Annotated in this window: 19 protein-coding genes and 3 tRNA genes; 13 read left to right on the top strand and 9 right to left on the bottom strand. The window is 50.3% G+C overall.

The window, feature by feature from the left end:
* Position 1: 1 nt before the first annotated feature.
* The 3 genes from FKW19_RS13820 to efp all read right to left on the bottom strand — a co-directional run bounded on the left by FKW19_RS13820 (position 2) and on the right by efp (position 4,534).
* Complete coding sequence (locus FKW19_RS13820; RefSeq protein ID WP_193561048.1) at positions 2-2,980, bottom strand: ATP-dependent DNA helicase; 2,979 nt, start codon at positions 2,978-2,980, stop codon at positions 2-4.
* Between the two features lie 111 nt (positions 2,981-3,091).
* Positions 3,092-3,922: an inositol monophosphatase family protein gene (locus FKW19_RS13815; RefSeq protein WP_081461451.1), complete on the bottom strand. Its 831-nt coding sequence runs from the start codon at positions 3,920-3,922 to the stop codon at positions 3,092-3,094.
* 45 nt (positions 3,923-3,967) lie between these two features.
* Positions 3,968-4,534, bottom strand: coding sequence for an elongation factor P (gene efp / locus FKW19_RS13810; RefSeq protein WP_087636042.1), 567 nt, complete (start codon positions 4,532-4,534; stop codon positions 3,968-3,970).
* 159 nt (positions 4,535-4,693) lie between these two features.
* Here efp and FKW19_RS13805 point away from each other — a divergent pair.
* Positions 4,694-4,783 (top strand) — tRNA-Ser (locus tag FKW19_RS13805).
* 303 nt (positions 4,784-5,086) lie between these two features.
* On the opposite strand, the gene FKW19_RS13800 is transcribed toward FKW19_RS13805, so the two are convergent.
* From FKW19_RS13800 to FKW19_RS13790, 3 genes are all read right to left on the bottom strand, one after another.
* Positions 5,087-6,538, bottom strand: a complete 1,452-nt coding sequence (locus tag FKW19_RS13800) for a mannose-1-phosphate guanylyltransferase/mannose-6-phosphate isomerase (protein ID WP_089179291.1) — start codon at positions 6,536-6,538, stop codon at positions 5,087-5,089.
* A gap of 78 nt (positions 6,539-6,616) precedes the next feature.
* The gene (locus FKW19_RS13795; RefSeq protein WP_193561049.1) at positions 6,617-8,068 is read right to left on the bottom strand and encodes a phosphomannomutase; all 1,452 of its coding nucleotides are present in this window, start codon (positions 8,066-8,068) and stop codon (positions 6,617-6,619) included.
* Between the two features lie 487 nt (positions 8,069-8,555).
* Positions 8,556-9,119 (bottom strand): DedA family protein, encoded by a 564-nt coding sequence (locus FKW19_RS13790; RefSeq protein WP_238331336.1) that lies wholly within the window; start codon positions 9,117-9,119, stop codon positions 8,556-8,558.
* Positions 9,120-9,488: 369 nt separating this feature from the next.
* Here FKW19_RS13790 and FKW19_RS13785 point away from each other — a divergent pair, with 369 nt between their 5' ends.
* Positions 9,489-10,739 carry a UbiH/UbiF/VisC/COQ6 family ubiquinone biosynthesis hydroxylase gene (locus tag FKW19_RS13785; RefSeq protein ID WP_089179288.1) on the top strand — a complete coding sequence of 417 codons (1,251 nt, stop codon included), beginning with the start codon at positions 9,489-9,491 and terminating at the stop codon, positions 10,737-10,739.
* A 2-nt stretch (positions 10,740-10,741) separates the two neighbouring features.
* A complete protein-coding gene (cysE, locus tag FKW19_RS13780; RefSeq protein ID WP_003625733.1) occupies positions 10,742-11,611 on the top strand; it encodes a serine O-acetyltransferase in 870 nt (289 codons plus the stop codon).
* Positions 11,612-11,695: 84 nt separating this feature from the next.
* On the opposite strand, the gene FKW19_RS13775 is transcribed toward cysE, so the two are convergent.
* Positions 11,696-12,034 (bottom strand): P-II family nitrogen regulator, encoded by a 339-nt coding sequence (locus FKW19_RS13775; protein ID WP_003625731.1) that lies wholly within the window; start codon positions 12,032-12,034, stop codon positions 11,696-11,698.
* Positions 12,035-12,312: 278 nt separating this feature from the next.
* Between FKW19_RS13775 and FKW19_RS13770 the strand changes: the two genes are divergently transcribed.
* Both FKW19_RS13770 and FKW19_RS13765 read left to right on the top strand, forming a co-directional pair.
* On the top strand, positions 12,313-13,653 hold the full coding sequence (locus FKW19_RS13770) for a UDP-glucose/GDP-mannose dehydrogenase family protein (protein WP_082823178.1): 1,341 nt from the start codon (positions 12,313-12,315) through the stop codon (positions 13,651-13,653).
* A gap of 138 nt (positions 13,654-13,791) precedes the next feature.
* Entirely contained in the window at positions 13,792-14,037 is a 246-nt protein-coding gene (locus tag FKW19_RS13765; protein WP_035350564.1) for a hypothetical protein, read from the top strand.
* A gap of 90 nt (positions 14,038-14,127) precedes the next feature.
* On the opposite strand, the gene FKW19_RS13760 is transcribed toward FKW19_RS13765, so the two are convergent.
* Both FKW19_RS13760 and upp read right to left on the bottom strand, forming a co-directional pair.
* Positions 14,128-14,379, bottom strand: coding sequence for a hypothetical protein (locus FKW19_RS13760; RefSeq protein ID WP_089179287.1), 252 nt, complete (start codon positions 14,377-14,379; stop codon positions 14,128-14,130).
* Between the two features lie 39 nt (positions 14,380-14,418).
* Positions 14,419-15,087 (bottom strand): uracil phosphoribosyltransferase, encoded by a 669-nt coding sequence (gene upp / locus FKW19_RS13755; RefSeq protein WP_089179286.1) that lies wholly within the window; start codon positions 15,085-15,087, stop codon positions 14,419-14,421.
* An 83-nt stretch (positions 15,088-15,170) separates the two neighbouring features.
* Here upp and FKW19_RS13745 point away from each other — a divergent pair, with 83 nt between their 5' ends.
* The 8 genes from FKW19_RS13745 to FKW19_RS13710 all read left to right on the top strand — a co-directional run bounded on the left by FKW19_RS13745 (position 15,171) and on the right by FKW19_RS13710 (position 21,893).
* Positions 15,171-16,556 (top strand): glycosyltransferase family 1 protein, encoded by a 1,386-nt coding sequence (locus FKW19_RS13745; protein ID WP_089179285.1) that lies wholly within the window; start codon positions 15,171-15,173, stop codon positions 16,554-16,556.
* Positions 16,557-16,615: 59 nt separating this feature from the next.
* On the top strand, positions 16,616-17,101 hold the full coding sequence (gpt, locus tag FKW19_RS13740; RefSeq protein ID WP_006116452.1) for a xanthine phosphoribosyltransferase: 486 nt from the start codon (positions 16,616-16,618) through the stop codon (positions 17,099-17,101).
* Between the two features lie 58 nt (positions 17,102-17,159).
* Positions 17,160-17,236: transfer RNA gene (locus tag FKW19_RS13735), tRNA-Pro, on the top strand.
* A gap of 23 nt (positions 17,237-17,259) precedes the next feature.
* Entirely contained in the window at positions 17,260-17,565 is a 306-nt protein-coding gene (locus FKW19_RS13730) for an ETC complex I subunit (RefSeq protein WP_089179284.1), read from the top strand.
* A 36-nt stretch (positions 17,566-17,601) separates the two neighbouring features.
* Positions 17,602-17,678 (top strand) — tRNA-Arg (locus FKW19_RS13725).
* A gap of 87 nt (positions 17,679-17,765) precedes the next feature.
* Positions 17,766-19,532 carry a glycosyltransferase gene (locus FKW19_RS13720; RefSeq protein ID WP_193561050.1) on the top strand — a complete coding sequence of 589 codons (1,767 nt, stop codon included), beginning with the start codon at positions 17,766-17,768 and terminating at the stop codon, positions 19,530-19,532.
* 147 nt (positions 19,533-19,679) lie between these two features.
* Positions 19,680-20,831, top strand: coding sequence for a UDP-galactopyranose mutase (glf, locus tag FKW19_RS13715; RefSeq protein WP_006116456.1), 1,152 nt, complete (start codon positions 19,680-19,682; stop codon positions 20,829-20,831).
* Positions 20,832-21,056: 225 nt separating this feature from the next.
* Entirely contained in the window at positions 21,057-21,893 is an 837-nt protein-coding gene (locus FKW19_RS13710; RefSeq protein ID WP_238331338.1) for a hypothetical protein, read from the top strand.
* The last annotated feature ends 68 nt before the right edge of the window (positions 21,894-21,961 follow it).

Below are 21,961 nucleotides of genomic sequence, written 5' to 3'. Positions count from 1 at the left end.
ATCAGTTTTGATCGGCCCTTTCTGTATCTGCTAAAAAGGCAGCAAGTTCCCGTGCTGTGTCTGCCAACCCAAGGCGACGAACTTCCACACCTTCGGGAAACGCGCTGAGCAAGCGGGTAGGGGTGCGCCTGTCTAACAGGACAAATACCCCCCGATCAGACTGGCGGCGAATAAGCCGACCAAAGGCCTGACGTAATCGCAGGCGTGCAATCCGTTCATCAAAAGATTTCGGGTCACCTCCAGAAAGGTGAATACGGCGTTCACGGTGCAAAATATCTGGCCGCGGCCACGGCACACGTTCAAAAGCCACCAGCCGTAGCGCATTGCCGGGTACATCTACGCCATCTCGCATGGCATCAGTGCCTAACAGGCAAGCGTGTTCTTCTGTGCGGAAAATATCTACCAACGTATTGTTGTCCATCGCATCTACATGCTGGGCGTAGAGCGGGAGGCCGTTTTCTTCCAGCGTTGGGGCAATGCGATCATACACACCACGCAAGCGAGAAATGGCCGTGAAAAGCCCCAAGCCTCCACCGCCGGATGCCAAGAAAAGCGTGCGAAATGCGGCTGCCAGATCCACAATGCTGCTGTTGTCTATGTCCGTTACAATATAGGCGCGCGTCTGGCGGGCATAATCAAACGGGCTGGCCAAGCTGGCACGCAGAGGTGGGGAAGGGAAGTGATTGGCCCCAGTGCGTGCTTCAGCGGCTTCCCACGCTTGTTCTGCGTTATCGCTATCCGGTTCATTGGTTTGCTGATCACGCAAGGTGGCAGATGTAATCAACATACCCTGCGCAGGTATGGCCATGATTCCAGCAAATGGAATGGTGGGGTCTAGCCAGTGGCGATAGAGGCCCACATCCTGCTCCCCCATTCTCTGTTTTTCGCGCCGCTCAACCCGGATGAAGTGCACGTGCGAAGGGGTGGTATCGGGTTCAGGTGGTGTGTCTAGTGCGCTCAGCATGGCAATCCACGCATCTAGCCGAGAGATAGCTCTGCGGCGCAAGGCGCGTGTCATGGCTTCTATGCGCCCGCGTGTGGTGGAATCCAGCGTTTCGGCATCTTCTGCCAGGCGGGCGTGCAGGCGTTCCACCAAGGTGCGTAAAGGTTCAACAAGGCGCGTTAAGGCGCGGGCCAGAAGATGTCCGGCTTCTGCCAAGTCTGGCACCAAAGGGTGCAGATCACATTCAAGGGCTGCGTAAACGTGCTGTTTTCCGCCTTCCTGTGTTCTGGCAAGCGCTTGTTGGCGCAGGAGCCGTAGAAAAACTTCTGTGGGGTTTTCCAAAACCGGTTGAGGCGCTTCTGGTTCAAGCGGAAAGAGCCCGATATCTTCTGGAGGTTCAGGCGGCGGTGGTTCATCCGCCTGTTCTTGCCCTAAGCGTGAAGACCAGCCGGGGGCAGGAAGCGCCGTTGCTGCCATAAGGGCGGCTTCCAAGGGTGTTTCCAGTCTTGGGTGGCCCACAACCAGATCATCCAAGCGCCGTTTTAAGCCGCGTGCGCGGGAGCGCCTACCTTCTGCACCAAGGAGCCAACGCCGTAACTCGGCTGCTTCCAGTCCGGAAAGCTCGGCCGAAAAGGCGCTATCTGCGGCATCGGCCAGATGGTGGCCTTCATCAAATACATAGCGGGATGGGGCCGAGGGATCATCCGTTTCATCAGCATCATCGCTCATGCCGGCCTGTGCGTAAGCGGCCTGCGCCATAACGAGAGCGTGGTTGGCAATTACCAAATCCGCTTCGCGCGCGCGGCGGATAGAATGTTCAACAAAGCAATGCTGGTAATGGGCACATGCACCGTGAATACATTCGCCGCGTCTGTCTGCTACGCCTATCAGATTCCCTTGGCCGAACAGATCCCCAAACCAGCCGGGCAAGTCTCCCCCAGACAGGTCTCCATCTGCGGTGGCTAAGCCCCAGCGGGCCAGCATGATAAGGGCGATGGTAATACCCGCAGGGCGAGAGGCTGCAGTATTAACAGCTTCTTCCATATTCAGCAGGCACAGATAGTTTTCTCGCCCTTTGCGCAATACAACGCGTTGCCGGTGCGTGGTTTGATCTGGGTAGAGCCTACGGGTTTCTTGTTCAATCTGGCGTTGCAGGTGGCGCGTATAGGTACTGACCCAAACGGCCCCTTTATTCCGCTCGGCCCAAAGGCTGGCAGGGGCAATGTAACCTAAGGTTTTGCCTGTTCCTGTACCAGCTTCTGCAAGCACAATGGCGGGGTCTCCACGCACATTACGTGGCTCAAAAGCCCCTGTGGCAACGGATGCAAAGTCGGCTTGCCCTGTGCGGATTTCGGCATCTTCGCCCAGCATCTTGGTAAGCTGCTCGCGTGCCTCTATAGGGGAAATAGGGTGAGACGCAGGGGGAGGAGGAAGAGGCGTTTCCTCCCATTTTGGCAAAAAACGCCAGATACGCAGCGCATCCCCTGGTTGCAGCATGGTTTCGGGCAATTTGCCTTGCTGCGTTAGTTTTTCATGCAGCCCTAAGGTTTCGGCAACTGTCCCGCTCCAGATCCATCCTGCTTGGCCAAGCCGCAAGGTCAGGGCAGCAAGATGTTCTGCTGTTGTGCCGTTGTTCTGGCGTGCCAGATTGGTGAGCAACAGAGAAAGAAGGCGAGGGAGTAGATCTGCTTCTGCGGCGCCTATATCCTCATCTTGCATCCCTAAGGCCAGCGCTAACCCGCGTGGGGTAGGGGCAACAGATGTGGCTGGGTGCACAAAGGCAAACAGTTCTAACAGATCCAGCCACGGGGCAGGCTGCCCCGGATGGGGTAAATCTAGCCGCCGCGCCAATGCAGGCGCATGGATAACAAGCGGGCAAGGCATGTTTTGCAGGTTTTGCTTAACATCTTGCGCAGACAAATGGAGAACCTCTCCATCTTCCGTAAGAAGGGAATAGGCTCCCTTATATGCAACCAGTGCTGGGGCATCGTAAGCGGAGGGGAAGGATGTCTGCATGATAAATACTAGATGATCCATTCCGGCGCGGAATGCCAGAGCTAGAAATCAAAAAGCAACATATGAAGAACAAAAAAGCCCACCTCATCAGAATGAGGCAGGCTTTTTAGGTGGTAATCTGGGGCAGAAAAGTTAGTTGCCGTCTTTAAGGCTATCTGCCACCACTTCCAGAAGTTTGCTGTGCAGATTGCCGTTACCAGCAACAATCATGACATCATCAGGGAGATCATCCAGATCAACGCCTGCGGGGTCTGTTGCCTGACCGCCAGCTTCACGCACGATAAGGGCGCCAGCAGCACAATCCCACGGTTTAATGCCGAATTCCCAGTAACCTTCGTAACGCCCGGCAGCTACCCATGCCAGATCAAGAGCTGCGGCACCGAAGCGACGCACACCGGCTACGCGCGGCATAAGAGAACCCAGCACGCGCGCAAATGGCAGACGCATACGCGCAGGCACTTTGGCGAATGGAATGCCAGTAGCAAACAGGGATTCCTGCATGTCACGCCGTGCGGATACACGGATACGCCGTTCGTTCAGATAGGCACCGGTGCCTTTTTCTGCCCAGAACATTTCACCCGCAGCCGGGTTGTAAACCAGCCCTGCTGCCAGTTCGATACGCCCATCTGGCAGGCGGCGCTGCAAGCCAATGGAAATAGCCCAGTGCGGAATACCGTGCAGGAAGTTGGTGGTGCCATCCAGCGGATCTACCACCCAACGCCATGTCCAGTTATCGCTACCGGATTTGCCGGATTCTTCCATAAAGAAGGCATAGCCGGGGCGGGCGCGTTCAAGCTCTTCTCGCAGGGTCTGTTCTGCGCGTAGATCAGCTTGGGAAACAAAGTCTCCCGGCCCTTTGATGCTGACTTGAAGCTGCTCGACTTCATTAAAATCGCGCAGGAGACGCTTGGCTGCCTTCTGGGCTGCTGTTTGCATCACCATCATGACGGGGGAGAGACGCATGGCCACTGTAGTTTTGTCCTGCTCTGGAGAGAAAAACGGAAGGGATTAGTCTTTGGCGCGTTCGACGTAGGAACCGTCTTCCGTCCGAACCACAATACGTTCACCCGATTCAATAAAGGGCGGTACCATGGTTTTTACACCATTGGAAAGTTTTGCAGGCTTGTAGGAGGAAGAGGCTGTCTGGCCTTTTACAACCGGATCTGCTTCTACAACTTCCAGCGTAACCTGCGGCGGCAGATCAATACCCACCGGGTCACCTTCAACCAGATGCAGGTTGATGGTCATGTTATCCTGAATGAACGGAGCCTGATCACCCAGCAGATCCACAGGAACTGTCAGCTGGTCATAGGTTTCTGGGTCCATCAGAACCAGCAGTTCGCCATCGGCGTAGGAATACAGGTATTCCTTGTCTTCCGTCATCAGGCGTTCAACGCTATCAGCGGTCCGCCAGCGTTCGTTGGTTTTGTTGCCGGTTTTCAGGTCACGCATTTCAACCTGAATAAAGGCTCCGCCCTTGCCGGGGGTGATGATCTGCTGCTTCAGCACCGTCCAGCGGCGGCCATCATGCTCAATCACCTGACCGGCGCGGATCAGGTTTGCCTGCTGTTTCATAATTCGTCCCTGAAAGGAATGTCTATTAAGGATGGGGCTTGTACAAGCCTGACGCACGAAGAGCAAGTTTGCTGCACTTGATATATCGTGTTTTCTCCCGCTGGACAGGGTGGCCATATCCTGTTTATAAGGCGGCAGGTCCTCAGATGGATGACATGAGGATGGGTGTCCGAGTGGTTTAAGGAACTGGTCTTGAAAACCAGCGTGCGGGGAACCGTACCGTGGGTTCGAATCCCACCCCATCCGCCATTACTTTTATTTTCCTAATAAAAGTAATGTATTATTGTAACGCATGCGCTACTTTTGGCTTTGTGTGTGCCAATTATAAATTCCTGTTAGAAATTGCGTTTTGTTACGTTGTGAACTAGTGACGTAATTACTGTGCACCAATTAAGTAACTGGGCTGATATGCTGTTGTTTTAGCATTGCGCCGCAGATAGTTCGCCCCGTGCGCAGGAGAGCGATAGGCTATGTTTTATTGGCAATGTAAATAAAGCAGAGGCAGGATACTACAGCAAAAACCTTTTGCCATAGACATCCTGCCTGTTTGAATTATGAGCGGGCGTAAACGTCTTCTAGACGCACGATATCATCTTCACCGAGGTAAGGGCCAGACTGGACCTCAATAAGGGTGAGGGGGATTTTACCCGGGTTTGCAAGTCTGTGGATGGCTCCAAGCGGCAGATAAACGCTTTCGTTTTCCCGTACCAAAATCTCGTCTTTATCTCGTGTAACAATGGCCGTACCTGCAACAACAACCCAGTGTTCCGCACGATGAAAGTGTTTTTGTAAGGAAAGCTTCTGGCCGGGTTCTACGTGGATTCTTTTAACCTGAAAGCGGTCTCCTTCGATAAGGCTTTCATAAAAGCCCCACGGCCGGTACATGCGGTTATGCTGAGTGGCTTCTGGGCGTCCGGCCTCTTTAAGACGAGTCACTATCTTTTTAACATCTTGAGCACGATCGCGGTGCGCCACCATGACTGCGTCACTCGTTACAACAACAATCAGATCCTTTACGCCTGTTACGGTTGTAACAATGCCATCTGAACGGACGTAACAGTTTTTGCTGTCATCTAGGAAAACATCGCCAAAGGTGGCATTGCCTTCCGCATCCTTTGGTGTGATTTCCCAAACAGCATCCCAGCTTCCAATATCAGACCATCCAAAGGAGGCTGGTACTACAGCAGCAACCTTTGTACGTTCTGCTACAGCATAATCTATTGAAATATCAGGGCATTCTTTAAAGGCTGCGGGGGCTAGGCGCTCAAAGTCACGATCAGAGACACGATTTCGCACAGCCTCTTTTACATGAGAGAAAATCTTTGGTTCAAAGGTTTCAATCTCGCGCAGTAGAACGCTGGCTTTTGCGATAAACATGCCAGAATTCCAAGAATATCTCTCATCTTTCACAAGTTCTTCAGCGCGTGCTGCATCGGGTTTTTCAATGAACTGCTGGATATGGTAAGCACCCTCAACAGATTTTAACTGAGTTCCGCGTTCAATGTAACCGTAACCTGTTTCAGGTTTTGTGGGGCGCATACCAAAGGTTGTAATATAACCTTCAGAAGCAGCTTGAACGGCAGAATTAAGTGCTTTTTTCAGGAGTTCCTGATCCTGAATGGCGGCATCAGCTGCCATGATCCACAAAATGGCATCAGGGTTTTTCTCAGCAACCAAAAAAGCCGCAGCAGCAATTGCTGGTGCGGAATTGCGTGCAACTGGTTCCAGCAGAATGTGGCTATCCGTAATACCAATTTCACGAAGCTGTTCCGCCACGATAAAACGATGCGCTTCGTTGCAGATGACAACGGGGCTGCCTAGATGCGCATTAACGCCGCGCATTGCTGTTTCCTGCAGCAGGGTCTGGTCGGAAAGAAGAGGCCAGAATTGTTTTGGAAAACTGCTGCGAGAAACAGGCCAGAGGCGGCTGCCTGAACCGCCAGAAAGAATGACGGGAACAACAGTGCTGGAAGCGGAATTTATTATGGCAGATTGAGAAGACATGGAAAAAGAGCCTCTCCAGAAAAGTGAAGGTGATAAGTTATTGAAAGAATAGAGTATGCATTACATAGATTTTGCGCCTTAGGCACGCCATTTGGCAACACGGCTCATTCCAAGTGTTAAAAGGGCATTTGCCCGTTCGGATGTGTCTGCTTCAACATAAACCCGCAATTCCGGTGCATTACCAGAGGGGCGCAGATGGACAATATCTCCGTTCTCAAATGTCATGCGCAGCCCGTCTGTTTGATCTATGTGTTGCAAGGCGCCACAGGCTTCCAGAAAACCAAGCTCCTGTAATTCTGGAATGATATTTTCGCGCAAAGTCTCAATTTTTGCACGGCTTTGAGCTGTCGGTATTTCCGCGAGGCGATCGCTGCGGGTAAAACGGGGCGGCAGTGTGGCAAGAAGTGCGGCAAGGTCGTTACCATGTTCTTTTGCGGCAACAAGTGCGCACAGAATTGGAAGAACAGCATCCCGCGTAGGGAGAGGCTTGAGTGTTCTGCCATTTTTTTCAGCATCTGTAGCAAGCAAAAATCCACCATTGGCCTCATAACCAACGGAAGGTACGAAGCCATCTTCTGCCGCCTGCATCATGTCTGCGATAACAAAAGGTGAGCCAATGGCGGTCCGGCGAATGGTTTTGGCAAACGCAGATTGTTCCAACCCGGTATTGCTGTTGACAGGCGTAGCCACGGCTGCGGCACCAAGATATTGTGCTGTTAGAATGCCCAGCACATCACCACGCACCCAGTCACCGTAACGATCTGCTATCAGTGGACGGTCTGAATCGCCATCTGTTGTAACAATTGTATCAAATGCCTTGGTGGCTGCCCATTCACGCGCCAAGGCTACGTCTTCTGGCCGCACGGCTTCTGTATCTACAGAAACAAATTCTGCGGATCTGGCGAGAGGGACAGCTTTGCCTCCTAGCGCCTCAATAATGGTGCCAAGAATATCTCGCCCTACAGCAGAGTGCTGATAGACACCAACCGTAAAGCCTGCAAGCGCATCCGGGCCGAAGAAATTACGGTAACGGGCAATGTAATCCGGCACAACATCCGTAAGGGGTGGAAGCGCAACATCCTGCTTTAGCGTTCCTGTTGTATCAAACCACCCTTCTGGGAGAGCAACATCCTGCGCACGCATGGGAACTTCATCAGTTTTGAGGAACTCTCCATGAGCCCGATTGAATTTGATTCCATTGCGGTCTGCTGGAATGTGGCTTCCCGTTACCATAAGGGATGGAATGCCCTGCGTAAAAGCATGCAGGCTTAAGGCCGGGGTGGGAACAAAGCCACAGAATACGGGCTTACCGTGCATCCATGTAATTGCTGCGGCACAGGCGCGCAGAATACGTGGGGTGCTGGGGCGTAAATCCCCAGCAATAGCTACAGGCGTGCCGGGGGAAAACTCATTAAGAGTTGCAAGATATTTAAGATAGCCAACTGTATAGGCAAAGCACAGGGCATCAGTCATGGCGCTTACAAGGCCTCGTGCGCCGCTAGTGCCAAAAGCAACACCAGAATGTGCCATCCAGTCCGCTATTTTCATTCTTGCCTACTTTCTTTATTCATTGCTGAAGAGAATGATAAGCGAATGCATTTATTTTAGAAAGATGACAAAAGCTAAGTTTTTAATATTGATATTTTATTGGAACCATAGCTGACCAAAGGAACAGGAAAATATACATAACCAGCTGCTATGTCATGCAGAAGGGATAGGTTTGTTTTCAGTCGCCAAACATCCCCTGCGCGTGCAGTGACGATGAAGAAAGAGATCACCTTTGCCCCATGAAGTCTCATGTTGCCATGGAGACCATTTGTGGCCCAGAAGCCGACAAATTAAACGCGATCTAAACCATCTCATTGTTTTGCACTTTAATTGAATAAGAACAACATTGTCATCTGCCTATAGCAGCGGTTTTTGGTGAGGGAAATGTACTGAGGTATATAAAGCGTTTCTTTACAGCTCAATGCTCTTTGAGTGGTTTGTTTGGGTCTAGGAGGTGGGGCTGTATCTATTATGCTGGAGGAAACTGCCCAGTTTTGGCTTCAGCCAATGCGCGTTGTATCAGCTTTTTCTCATTCTTTTTCAAGAATATAGCACAGCCTACAAAGCACGCGGCACCAATAATGCCCACAATCGTGCCAACTGTTCCGGACAATTTGGTAATCTGGTTGCCCAGAATGTACGTGCCAATAGCATAGCCACCAGCCCAGCAAGTGCCGCCAAGGGCATTAAACAGCATAAAGCGCGGCCAGCGCAATTGGCAGGCTCCTGCAAGCAATGCCACAAACACGCGTGCAACAGAGATAAAGCGCCCAAAGAAAACAATGGCATCGCCATGATGGTGAAACAGATATTCCCCTAACAGGAGGCGATCTGCCGTCAGGCCAATTTTTGCGCCATGTTTCTGTAAAAGCGGTAGCCCAACATGGCGTCCGATTAGATAACCGAAATTATCTCCGATAATGGCCCCCAAAATCGCAGCCGCAGTAATGCCCTCAATACCCAGATGGTGGGTTTTAAGGCTGTAAAGCGCAGCCGTGATAATGCAGGTTTCCGCTGGTAAGGGCAGGCCCATGCTCTCCATCATGACAATGATGGTGATAATTCCATATCCATAATGCTGCAGCAGATAGTCGAGATGCTCAAGCAGGGGAAATAATCCTTGGAGTGTTCAATGAAGCGTGAAAAAGCTGGCAAACCATGATGGAATCCAAAAAAACGGGCTAGTGACTTTCGCGCATGGCAAGATTGCACCTTCAGCCATTATGGATTTGCTGGGTGTTATGTGGATTTTCAGGAGAACCTAACTGCCTGTAATGCCATGACTTTTTGGGTTGTTTGATACAAATTCATTACAAGAGCAGGGGGCTGGTGTATAGACTGTTCCTGAATTGGAGAAGATGCGCCCGAAATGTGTGGCGCTTATGAGCTAAGGAACGAACCTATGCATCAGACAGCCCATGCTGAGCCCGCAGCGGCAGCACACGCGCAGATGCCCATTTCAGATGTAGATGTCTGCATTATTGGTGCTGGGCCTGTTGGGGGAACCTTGGCGTGCCACTTGGCGCAGGCGGGTGTCAAAGTGGCTGTGGTGGACAAGGCGGATCTGCCGCCCATGGAAGACCCAGATTTTGATGGCCGGGCCTATGCTATTGCTGCTGGCCCCAAAGCGTATCTGGAAGAAGCCGGTGTGTGGGAGGCTCTGCCTCTGCCATCCTGCCCGATTGAGGATATTCTTGTAACGGATGGGCGGCCGGGTGAGCCCGCATCACCGTTATTTCTGGAGTTCACGCGGGAAGATGCCAATCAGCCATTTGGATGGATGATTGAGGCACGCTCTTTGCGTGTAGCGTTAAACGCCAGCCTGCACACCACGCCAGAAATTACACTGCTGGCCCCGGCTGAAGCCAGTATTGTGCGGCATAAGGAAGGGGCAACAGTAACCCTGCATGACGGGCGCAGTTTTAAGGCAAAGCTGATTGTGGCGGCTGATGGGCGTAAAAGCCGTTTGCGCTCTCAGGCTGGCATTCCGCTTACGCGCTTGTCTTATGGGCAAACGGCTATTGTTTGCGCCATTGCGCATGAATTCCCGCATGATAACAGCGCGCTTGAGCATTTCCTACCCGCAGGGCCATTTGCGCAACTTCCTTTGCCGGGAAATGAAGAACACCCTTACATGTCCGCTATTGTCTGGAGCGATCATGATGGCTTGGCAGAGCGTTTTGCCGCATTGCCGGACGATGTGTTTGCCATGCAGCTTCAGCGCCGGATGGGCAATAATCGTTTAGGGCAGGTCAAGCCTGTGGGGCGGCGGTGGACGTACCCTCTGTCTGCCCAGTATGCCCAACGTTATACGGATACCCGCATGGTTCTGGTGGGAGATGCCGCGCATGGTATCCATCCCATAGCCGGGCAGGGGCTTAATTTGGGTTTTCGCGATATTATTGCGCTAAGCAAGATTTTGATTGCAGCACATCATCACGGCAAAGATCTGGGAGCGCCTGAGTTGCTGGCGCGTTATCAGGCAGAATGCCGCCCAGCCAACATGCTTATGCTTGCAGCAACCGATGTGCTGGACAGGCTGTTCAGTAACAATAATCCAGTTTTAAGGTTTGCGCGTGATGTGGGTATTGCGGGGGTAAACCGTTTGCCCGCCCTGCGTAAAGCCTTTGTAAAGCACGCTATGGGATTGTAAAAATGGATGCAGCAACGCATGACGGTGCTCAGGCTGCCGTCAAAGCCAGCCATTTTGATGAAGACAGCTCAATCTGCGCGCCTCAGCTAAATGTTCTGTGGCAACAGATGACACAGCAGGCCTGTGTTTGCCATGATCCGTTGGTGAAAGGGTTGCTGGCGACAGGCGTGCGCAGTCATTCAGATTTTTCTTCTGCACTGGCGGCGTTGATCGGGCGCAAGTTGGGGGATCGGTCTGTGGCATCCGATGCTTTGGCGGAGCTTGTTAAAGAAGGCTTTGATGCAGAGCCGGATATTGTATGTGCCGCCGCGGCTGATCTACTGGCGATTCGAGAAAGAGATCCCGCCTGCCCGGATTTTGTAACGCCGTTTCTGTTCTTTAAAGGCTATCAGGCAGTTCAAACCTATCGGGTGGCGCATTGGTTGTGGGCAGAGGGGCGGCGGCATTTGGCGTTACATCTGCAAAGCCGCGCATCGGAGTTGTTTGCTGTCGATATTCACCCATCAGCGCGCCTTGGTCGGCGTATTTTATTCGATCACGGTACGGGCATTGTTGTAGGGGAAACCTGCATTATCGAAGATGATGTTTCCATTCTGCAAAACGTCACACTGGGTGGCACAGGCAAGCATTCTGGAGACAGGCACCCTAAGGTGCGGCGTGGCGTGTTGATTGGTGCCGGTGCCAAGGTTTTGGGGAATATTGAAATTGGTGAGGGTGCCAAAATTGGAGCTGGTTCCATTGTGCTGGAACCCGTGCCGCCCTTTACAACGGTTGTAGGTAACCCAGCCCGTAAGGTTGGTGTGCGCCATACCGGGCGCATGCCCGCCCTGAATATGGATCAGACACTGCCGCCAATTGATTATATTATTTGATTGGAAGCAAAAGGACATTACTGAAGGGAATATATTTTCCTTCAGTAATGTATTTTTAAAGTAACGTAGCGCGTGAAAACTTGCTTACAGAGCACTTTCGCCAGATTCTTTGGTGCGAATACGCACAGCGCGTGAAATATCACTTACAAAAATTTTGCCATCACCAATTTTGCCAGTATGCGCTGCTGTGGCAATGGCCTCCACAACCATGTCTTCCATGTCATCTTTGATAACAATTTCAACCTTGATCTTGGGCAGAAAACTGATGCGATATTCTGCACCACGATAAATCTCGGTCTGGCCGCGTTGCCGACCAAAGCCCTTCACTTCAGAAACTGTTAACCCCTGAATACCTAAAGGGGCCAGAGCTTCGCGCACGTCATCAAGTTTGAAAGGCTTGATAATCGCAGTAACCAGTTTCATGCGCTCTTTACTCCATTAAATGTCCGTCTATTCCGTTTCGATAGTGACATATTAAATTGACTTGCGCTAGGCGAATATTTGGTGAGCGTAAATGTGAAGGCTCAGCTTGGCGTATAGGCGCATACCTTTCATTTTTCGGGGTGTAAACGGGGTAAAGTAACAGACAAAAACCAATATTTACCTTTTCACATTGCGTATGTTCGCTGCACAGGGCATTGATGCCGCTGTTGAGTTCCCCTGATATTTGTACATAAAGCAGGGTGTGACCTTATGGCAGGATGGGAGAGTTGCTCGTGCGTATAGCCATGATTGGTGGCGGATATGTTGGACTGGTTTCCGGCGCATGTTTTGCTGAATTTGGGCTGCATGTTGCTGTGGTGGAAACAAATCCAGACCGCCTTTCTGCTTTGCGCGAAGGTCGTATCCCTATTTATGAACCGGGCTTGGATGTGTTGGTTGAAACCAATGCACGTGCCGGACGCCTGACTTTTGGGGATGATATTGCACAGGCTGTTGCTGGCGCAGAGGCTGTTTTTATTGCCGTGGGCACGCCGCCACGGAATGGGGATGGTGCAGCAGATCTGCAATATGTACACGCAGCGGCCCGGCAGATTGCACAAGCTCTTACCGGCTATGCCGTTATTGTCACCAAATCTACAGTGCCAGTGGGCAGTAGCCGTAGAATAGCTGAAATTATTCGCGCCACCCGCCCGGATCTGGATTTTGATGTAGCCTCCAATCCTGAGTTCCTGCGTGAGGGCAGCGCTATTGATGATTGTATGCGCCCAGATCGGGTTATTATCGGGTTGGATCAAAAACAGCCAGAACGCGCACGCCGTGCCGAAGCTGTTATGCAGCGGGTTTATAAGCCGCTGAAGAAAATTGATGCACCATTGGTCTTTACCGGTCTGGAAACGGCAGAGCTGACCAAATATGCGTCCAACTCCTTTTTGGCCATGAAGATTTCCTTCATTAATGAAATGGCCGATCTGTGTGAAAAATTAGGGGCCAACGTGCAAGAGTTGGCTTACGGAATGGGGCTGGATGATCGTATTGGCAGCCGCTTTTTAAATGCTGGCCCCGGTTATGGTGGTTCCTGCTTCCCCAAAGATACGTTGGCTCTTTCTCGCATCGCGCAGGAAGCCCAAAGCGGGTGTCGTTTAGTAGAAACCACAGTGCAAGTGAATGAGGCCCGTAAAGCTGCCATGGCGGGCCGCATTATTGCGGCGTGTGGTGGTTCGGTAAACAATAAGACTGTGGCTGTACTGGGCCTGACCTTCAAGCCTGAAACAGATGATATGCGGGAATCAGCCTCCATTCCCATTTTGCACCGTTTGGCTGAGGGCGGGGCACGCTTGCAGGCTTATGATCCGGTTGGCATGGATGCCGCCAAATCCCTTTTGCCACCAGAAACAACATACTGTGAAAATGCGTTGGCAACCGCACAGGATGCTGACGTTTTGGTAGTTTTAACAGAGTGGGAGCAGTTCCGATCCATTTCACCAGATGCTTTGGCGCAACGTATGCGAAATAAAATTATTGTAGATTTGCGCAATATTTTTGATCCTGCTGTTATGCGTGAATCTGGTTTTTCGTATCTGTCTGTTGGGCGTCCGTAACGCCATACAGCAGCGCAATACTTAGAAAGCCGTGGCCTAGAGTAAGGGCCACGGCTTTTTTTTTATGGAACCTATTTTAATTGCGCTTGCAATTTTTATGTGAACAAATATAGAACAGAAAAAGCTGAGGAGGATCTCATGTCTTTGTCTGAACATATCGTTTTTCAGCCATTTGTTTGGCGGGGCACGAAGTTAGAAGGTGGATCTGCCATTCTGTGCCGTAATCTGGAAGATGCGCATCGCCGGATAGAAAAGGTGCGAGCAGGCGTTCTTTCTGTGGCCGGAGCACTGGTAGTGCGTATGCAGGTGGATGAAGAAGCCGGTGATTATGGAGAACCAGAATTTTTGGAACGTATTGGCAGTGTTCCAGAAATTGATGAGTAAGTTTGGTACTAAATGAAAGCCCTATTCCAGTAAGACACAGAAGTTGCAGGAATAGGGCTTTATGAAAAGTGTAATGTAACCGTTGAGATATTACGGTGAGCCGCCAGCCCCCGTTCCCATGTAAGGCCCGCTTGCTTTAGATGAGTCTGGGCGGTAGCCATCATTTTCATCTAAGGCAGGGCCACCATGGGGGTTTTCATCTTCATCTTCAATAATGGGCGGAGGGGCCTTCTGGTGCGCCTTGTCATGGAACAAGGGGCTGCTGTCTGATGCTGGCTTTTCATGGCAGGCAGTAAGAGCAAGCAGAAGGCCAGCAAGAACGGTAGCGGATTTCAATTTCATATCACGTATCCACAAAAATGCATGCCAAGGGGCAAGCGCTTAACGTGTGCCAAAAAGGCGATCACCAGCATCACCCAAGCCGGGAACGATGTAACTGTGTTCATCCAAACCGCGATCAATAGAACATGTCATAATCTGCACGTCTGGATGCGCTTTTTGCAAGCAGGCAATGCCTTCTGGGGTAGAAAGCAGGCAGGTAAACAGTAGCTTGCGTGCTCCTTTTTCCTTCAACCGCGTAATGGCGGCTGCCGCGCTGTGCCCGGTAGCCAACATGGGATCAACAACAATACAGCGGCGGGAAGAAACCTGAGAGGGAAGCTTAAGATAATATTCTACAGCTTCCAGTGTTTCGGGGTCACGGTACAAACCAATATGGCCAACCGGTGCAAATGGCACTAAGTCCAGCATGCCATCTAAAAGCCCATTGCCAGCACGCAGGATGGAAATAAAGCACACATCTGGCCCAGTCAGTTGTTCACCCATCATGGGTTCCAGAGGCGTTTGGATTTCTACTGGCTCTAATGGCAACTCGCGGGTGGCTTCGTAGCACATCAGCAAGCTTAGTTCGCGCACAAGCCGACGAAAACCGGCAGTAGAGGTTTCTGCGCGTCGCAAATGGGTCAATTTGTGCTTGATAAGCGGATGATCCAGCACAAGAGGAGGGAGGGGAGTAACAGCATGACTTGTCATGCAACCCTCTATAATCATGGAAAAGCGCGTCTGCCACGTTTTCTTGCAGATGCAGAATATGTTTTATCCAGATCGTGCGGATAGAAAAAAGGAAGGCCATCATGAAGCGTATCTGGATGGATGTGGAAGATCTGTTTGCCTTTGCACAAGCAGGTGCACGGCTTACGGGTATTCAACGCGTTGTGCTGGAAATTTGTGCAGCTTTTATGGTTGATCCGCGTACGGCTGGCCACATTGGTTTTGTGCGGCACACTATTCAGGGTACAGGCTTTGTGGTGGTGTCTTGGGCGCAGGTGCAGGCGGTTTGGCAAGTCCTGAGTGGGCAGGGGGCTGGGCAACCAGAAAGCATGCAGATACGCAGCCTTTCTACTTCACACCTTACAAACCAAAGTTTGCTTCAAAAATGTGGGCAGCATGTGCCAGTTTCTGTGCGCGTTCCTGCTGGTAAGCTGATCAGAAATACCCAGAGTGCGATGCAGGCAGGAGGAATGCTTGTGCGCGGCTTATGGGAACTGGCGTCTCATAATTTGCACAAAAAAGATGATTTTAGTGCACAGGAACAGGCTTTTTCTCCTCAAAAGGGGGATATCCTGCTTTCGCTGGGGGCATCATGGTCTCATGCCATGTATCAAAAATTGTTGCGGCAGTGTCGGCAGCAATACGGCATGCGTATTGGGGTTTTGGTGCATGATCTGGTGCCGCTTTTGTGGCCAGAATGGTGCCAGCCCGGTTTGCCTGCTGTATTTCGGCGTTGGTATGAACAGGTTGTGCCGGAATGCGATGTTATTTTTGCGAATTCCGAATCTACCCAGAAAGATGTGTTGTCTTATGCACAACGCAGCGGCACGCTGCTTTCTGTTCCTGTTATTGTAGTGCCTATGGGGTGCGGGTTTTCTAAGGCAGATCCGGCAAGCGCCCCTCCTTCTGTTCAAGAGCACATAAAGCAGTTGGGGCCTTATGTTTTATGTGCTGGCACGTTGGAAGTGCGTAAAAATCACGCGCTTTTAGTAAGAGTATGGCGGCGGTTGTTGCAGGAACGGCCAGCCAATACCGTACCGAAGCTGGTGATTGCTGGCGGGCGGGGATGGCTGGTGGACGATCTGTTGCAGCAGCTTGAAAATAGCGCGTGGCTGAATGGGCACGTTGTGTGGGTAGATCGACCATCTGATAGCTGTATGGCACAGCTTTATAAGCAGGCGCGGTTTACAATTTTTCCTTCATTTTATGAAGGCTGGGGCCTACCGGTGACAGAAAGCCTACATTGGGGAAAGCCCTGCTTGACGTCTGCTGCGTCTTCCCTGCCAGAAGCAGGGATGGGGCTGACAGAAATGTTTGACCCTGATAACGCATCGCAGGCATTGGAACTTGTACGTAACGTTCTGGATCAGCCGCAGCGCCTGGCAGCTATGGAGCAACAGATAAAGACACGTTTTCGGCCCATAGGTTGGAGCCGAGCCGCCGAGATTTTGTGGCAAACAGTCATGTAATGACCCGACGGCACGACAGAAGCATTGTTTGCAGAATGGATGGAAAAGGGAACGCTTGAATGGCTGTGAATTATGCCACGGTAACATGGGATCAGTTGCATCGTGATGCACGTGCGTTAGCAGAGGCGCTGATGCCTAAAATGCCCATTAAAGGCATTGTGGCGGTAACACGCGGAGGGTTGATTCCCGCAGCTATTGCCGCGCGTGAACTAGGGTGCCGTCTGATAGAAACCATTTCTGTCGTGACGTATGATGAAGAAAATATGGGCAAGCCCCAGATTATTAAGGAGCCCGTTGCCGCCGGTGATGGAGAAGGTTTCCTGATTATTGATGATCTGGTTGATTCTGGTGTGACGGCGCGTGTGGTGCGTGAAAAACTGCCCAAAGCTTATTTTGCATGCCTGTATGCCAAGCCTGCGGGCAAGGAACTGACAGATCTGTTTATTACAGAAGTGCCGCAGGATACCTGGGTTTTGTTTCCGTGGGATACGGCGCCTTTGTTTGTGCCACCGCTGGCAAAAAGCAAAAAAAGCATGGTTGACTGATTTTTTATCATCAGAGGGTTGCCATACTCCGAATAGGCGCTTAAACAAGCGCTCAGTTCGGGGCGTGGCGCAGCCTGGTAGCGCGCGTGTTTTGGGTACACGAGGCCCCCGGTTCGAGTCCGGGCGCCCCGACCATAAATAAAGCGGGAGGCAATATCATGCCAGCGCGTATTTATAGGCAGTCAAAGCCTGCTGGTCAGTCAGGTTTGGCTGGCACTAGAGAGTGGGTTTTTGAATACGGTCAATCTGCTCCACGTAAGCAGAGCGCCCTTATGGGGTGGAGCGGTAGTGCAGATCCACAATCTCAAATACATTTGTATTTTGATAGTCGTGAAGCTGCGGAAGCTTATGCGCAACGCGAACACATTGCGTATGTGGTGGAAGAAACAGCACCGCGTATGCGTCGCCCCAAAGTATATGCAGATAACTTCCGTTATGATCGCATCCAAAACTGGACGCATTGATTTTCTTGCTTTTCCCTATTATGCGTAGGGCGTAAAGCGCCCTTAGCTCAGTTGGATAGAGCAACAGCCTTCTAAGCTGTGGGTCGCTGGTTCGAATCCAGCAGGGCGCGCCAATTTTTTCCTAAAATACAGGGTGCAGTAGGCGTTTGTGTGCGCTAAAGCCGGATGTGTCTTTTCACGCTCCGTTTGAAAGTGCTGCCATGCTTACGGTTTTGCATCGTCTTATCTTGCCAACTGAAGGGCTGGAGCAATGCGATGCAATGTACGCACGTCCTGCGCTGCCAGAGCGTGTGGCTGATACATCTTCCTCAGCCTTTCGGCTAAAGATGGGGCAGGCATTTACTTTTGATACATTTTACAATGCGTTTTCCGTAAAAAAGTGGAAACAGGCTGGTGGTGTAAGTCGCCTGCTGTTGAGCTTGCATATACGCGGGCAAGGTGAGGTAACGCTTTTTCATCGTTCCAAGGCAGATGTTGTCACACCTCTTTGGAGCAAAGAAATTGAGGGCGAAATACGCTGCGCAGAGGAAATATCAGCGTGGCCTACATTATCTGAAGGCCTGCTGTATTGTAGTGTAACGGCTCAGTCAGAGTGCACGGTAGAGGCCGTATATTTTGCAACATCCTCGCCCATGGTGCAGGTGCCTCAGTTGGGTGTTGTCATCACGCATTTTAATCGGCAACAATATGTACGTCATTCCATCCAGCGGGTGCAAAAGGCGCTTTTGCAAGATCCTGCCTATCAGGATGTGATCCATTTTATTGTTATAGATAATTCAGCCAACCTTGATCCGGCGGAGGTGCCGGGGGCCAAGGTTATCAAAAACCATAATTACGGCGGCAGCGGTGGTTTTGCGCGCGGCCTTTTATATCTGCATGAGCAAGGCACCTTTACCCACTGTCTGTTCATGGATGATGATATTTCCTGCGAGGTTGAAGCTATACGGCGTTGCTACGCTATGTTGGCTTACAGTGTAGATAGGCGCATCGGCTTGGCAGGTACCTTGCTGGACGATCAAAAGCCATGGAGTGTGCAGGAAAAAGGTGCTGAATTCTCTGAGGGGGTGTTTCGTCCTTTACATAAAGGTGAAGACGTTAGGCCTATAGAAAATCTGCTGAATCTGGAGCAGGATACAGGCAAGCCCGTTTATGGTGGATGGTGGTTTTTTGCGTTCAGGCTAGATGCCGTATCAGCCTATCCATTTCCCTTTTTTGTGAGAGGAGATGATGCGCTTTTTGGCCTGATGAACCGTTTTAATATTGTTACGGTAAATGGCATTGCCTGTTTTTCTGAACACTTTTTGAGCAAGGAAAGTGCTTTTACCCGTTACTTGGGTATGCGGGCATCCTTGGCTATCTACCTTATGGTGGGGCAAGGGCGCGCATTACCGGCTGTAAAAATGATGGGGCTCGCTTTTTTATGGTGTGCATTGTCATGCAGGTATCAAAGTGCGCAGGCTATTTTGCTGGCATTTCAAGATGTAAGCCAAGGGGCTGATTTCTGGCGGCAAAATCTGGATTTTATGCCCCTTGCCAAGCGTATCCAAAAAGAAGCTGTGCAATGTAAAGAACCAGCATATTTTCAATCAGTGCCTTTCCATTATGAAGGCAAGCCAGAAACACGCATACGGAAATATATCAGGCTTTTAAGCCTAAACGGGCACCTGTTGCCGCAATGGTGTTTACAGGAAACGCCAGCATATGTTGGGGAATATACGAGCGGTTTGTTGGGGCTTATTTTCCGTCACCGGCAGATTATTTATCGCAAATATGAAAGTCTGGATATTTTTGAGACTGAAATCAACAGACCGCGATTTTTTAGCCTTGTGGGTGTATTTGTAAAAACAAATCTCTCTTTTATTTTGCAGGCTCCTGCCATCAGGCGTTCTTACCGTAAAAACCTGCCAACGCTGACAAGTAAAGCGTTCTGGCAAAATGTTTATCGTGCACAGATCAAGAATGATTAAAGTTATTTATCATTCTTTCGCCTCTATTCATATGCTGCGGTCTGGCCTCTGTTCAGTAGATTGTTTATCAAAGAGCAATAGAACAGAGCGCGGTAAGGCTAAGCGGCATTCCGTGCGGAAACACTGAGAAAAAAGGCTGTAAAACGTATGACCTTCTGTGTTGTGGGCGCTGGATTTAGTGGTGCCGTTATTGCCCGTCATCTGGCAGAGCGCGGTCATAAAGTGGTGGTCGTGGATGAACGCTCCCATATTGGTGGGAATTGTTACACGGAGCGTGATGCTGAAACCGGTGTTATGGTGCATAAATATGGGCCTCATATTTTCCACACCGCAGATGAGCGTACATGGGCTTACGTGCAGAAATTTGGCACGTTCAAGCCTTATGTAAACCGTGTGAAAGCCATTTCTAACGAGCACGTCTATACGCTGCCTGTTAACCTGCTGACCATTAACCAGTTCTTCGGTACTACAATGGGGCCGAAGGAAGCGCGTGCTTTTATTGAAAGCAAAGCGGATAAAAGCATTACTAACCCTCAGTCCTTTGAAGAACAGGCACTGAGCATGATTGGCCCGGATCTGTATCGGGCATTTTTTTATGGATATACGCGCAAACAGTGGGGGCTAGAGCCTACGCAGCTTCCGGCTTCCATTCTCAAGCGCCTGCCTTTGCGCTTCAATTATGATGATAACTACTTCAACCATCCGTATCAGGGCATGCCAGAAGAAGGTTATACTGCCATTGTGCAGAATATCCTGAACGTTGAAGGCATTGATGTCCGGTTGGGCAGTTCTTTTGAAAGCCTGAAAGAAGATTTTCAGCACGTATTCTATACGGGGCCGATTGATCGGTATTTTGGTTTCCGTCTGGGCCGCCTAGGGTACAGAACGCTGGATTTTGAACGCTTTGTAGATGATGGCGATCATCAGGGCACCGCGGTTATCAACTACTGTAATGAAGAAGTGCCTTATACGCGTATTTCTGAACACAAACACTTTGCCCCGTGGGAACAGGACAAGTTCTCCAAAACGGTTTGTTTCCGTGAATACAGTCGTCTGGCGGGTGAAAACGATATTCCTTACTACCCGATCCGGTTGGTAAACGAAAAGAAGATGCTCGAAAGCTATATCGAGCTGGCACGTGCAGAAAAAGGCGTGTCCTTTATGGGGCGTTTGGGCACGTACCGTTATCTGGATATGGATGTTACCATCAAGGAAGCGCTGGCTGCGTGCGATGTGATCGACACGGCATTGCAGGCTTCGGAACTTTCACTTCCTGCGTTTTTTGTTGATCCTACCTGATAGTAATTTTCTGTAATATTTTATGAAACACCCATGCAATATATTTGTATGGGTGTTTTTTATGCGGTTTCGTAAAATTTATTTAGTTTTTATTGATAATTTTGGCGCTTTCTGTTGAAAAAGAGAAAGGTATTCCATTTTTTTTGGTCTGATATGTCAAGAAACAATAGTTTCGTAAAAAACGGTTTTTTAGCTGTTTTTTACGCTTTACTGGTGTCGTGCTTTGTGGTGGGGATATGCGAGGTTCGCTTTCCGTCCTTTTTTACCATAGATGATGCCCAGAACGAGTATCTGGGGTTTCTGCGCCAGTATGGGCAGACATGGTTATCTGGAGAAATTCCGTTCATCACCAAGAATATTTTTATTGGTGATAACGCAATGGTAGAATTGCAGCGTGGTATTTTTGCGCCGCAGAATATTCTGGCATCTTTGGTAACGTGCCTTACAACCAATCCGCTTATTACGGGGTGGTTTTATGCTTTGTGTAACGTTTTTATCTGCTGCATTTCCGGTTATATTATAGGTCGCAGCTTGGAAATATCGCGCGATATTTCTTTGTTGCTTGGGTTTTCAATCGCAATCAACCCAGTATTTTTATATCAATATGCTGGGCCATGGTGGAACGCTGCTAATGGGCATGCGTGGTCTTTGCTGGCCATTGCAACGTATTGCCAATTGCGCCAACGTATGACCACAGGGGCAGTTATAGCTAATTTTGCTGCAACACTTGTGCTTCTGGCCTCTGGCTGGCCGCATGGGTTTATTGGTTATCTGGCTGTTGTGGCAGGCTTTAGTTGTGTGGATCTGGCATATGGAGATCCCATAAAGCTTCTGTTCCGGCGTTGTGTGCCTTTGTTATTGGCAGGCATAGCCGCCATTCCTGTGTATTCAGAATACGTGTATCTGCATCCGCTGCTTAACCGTGCAACAGGGTGGGAGAATGCAGATAATTTTATGGTGCCCAGCCTTTCTCAGTTACTGGTAACGTTCTCTCCAACTTATTATGAATTCATGAATTATTTTGGTGGGTATAAGTCTGTTTTTATACCTGGAGGGTTCTAAAAACCCCCTGGTTTTGAGGTCTTCTGTATGATTCTATTTCTTCTGCGTTGATTGAGGGAATGGCGATA

The organism is Acetobacter sp. DmW_125128 (genome assembly GCF_008704325.1).
In the GTDB taxonomy this organism is placed as follows: domain Bacteria; phylum Pseudomonadota; class Alphaproteobacteria; order Acetobacterales; family Acetobacteraceae; genus Acetobacter; species Acetobacter oryzifermentans.
This window is presented reverse-complemented; position numbering and strand designations above follow the sequence as displayed.

Coding starts and splice junctions, on each gene's coding strand:
- FKW19_RS13820 (WP_193561048.1), bottom strand. CDS start 2,980: ATGGATCATCTAGTATTTATCATGCAGACATCCTTCCCCTCCGCTTAC.
- FKW19_RS13815 (WP_081461451.1), bottom strand. CDS start 3,922: ATGCGTCTCTCCCCCGTCATGATGGTGATGCAAACAGCAGCCCAGAAG.
- efp (WP_087636042.1), bottom strand. CDS start 4,534: ATGAAACAGCAGGCAAACCTGATCCGCGCCGGTCAGGTGATTGAGCAT.
- FKW19_RS13800 (WP_089179291.1), bottom strand. CDS start 6,538: ATGTCTTCTCAATCTGCCATAATAAATTCCGCTTCCAGCACTGTTGTT.
- FKW19_RS13795 (WP_193561049.1), bottom strand. CDS start 8,068: ATGGCACATTCTGGTGTTGCTTTTGGCACTAGCGGCGCACGAGGCCTT.
- FKW19_RS13790 (WP_238331336.1), bottom strand. CDS start 9,119: ATGGGCCTGCCCTTACCAGCGGAAACCTGCATTATCACGGCTGCGCTT.
- FKW19_RS13785 (WP_089179288.1), top strand. CDS start 9,489: ATGCATCAGACAGCCCATGCTGAGCCCGCAGCGGCAGCACACGCGCAG.
- cysE (WP_003625733.1), top strand. CDS start 10,742: ATGGATGCAGCAACGCATGACGGTGCTCAGGCTGCCGTCAAAGCCAGC.
- FKW19_RS13775 (WP_003625731.1), bottom strand. CDS start 12,034: ATGAAACTGGTTACTGCGATTATCAAGCCTTTCAAACTTGATGACGTG.
- FKW19_RS13770 (WP_082823178.1), top strand. CDS start 12,313: ATGGGAGAGTTGCTCGTGCGTATAGCCATGATTGGTGGCGGATATGTT.
- FKW19_RS13765 (WP_035350564.1), top strand. CDS start 13,792: ATGTCTTTGTCTGAACATATCGTTTTTCAGCCATTTGTTTGGCGGGGC.
- FKW19_RS13760 (WP_089179287.1), bottom strand. CDS start 14,379: ATGAAATTGAAATCCGCTACCGTTCTTGCTGGCCTTCTGCTTGCTCTT.
- upp (WP_089179286.1), bottom strand. CDS start 15,087: ATGATTATAGAGGGTTGCATGACAAGTCATGCTGTTACTCCCCTCCCT.
- FKW19_RS13745 (WP_089179285.1), top strand. CDS start 15,171: ATGAAGCGTATCTGGATGGATGTGGAAGATCTGTTTGCCTTTGCACAA.
- gpt (WP_006116452.1), top strand. CDS start 16,616: ATGGCTGTGAATTATGCCACGGTAACATGGGATCAGTTGCATCGTGAT.
- FKW19_RS13730 (WP_089179284.1), top strand. CDS start 17,260: ATGCCAGCGCGTATTTATAGGCAGTCAAAGCCTGCTGGTCAGTCAGGT.
- FKW19_RS13720 (WP_193561050.1), top strand. CDS start 17,766: ATGCTTACGGTTTTGCATCGTCTTATCTTGCCAACTGAAGGGCTGGAG.
- glf (WP_006116456.1), top strand. CDS start 19,680: ATGACCTTCTGTGTTGTGGGCGCTGGATTTAGTGGTGCCGTTATTGCC.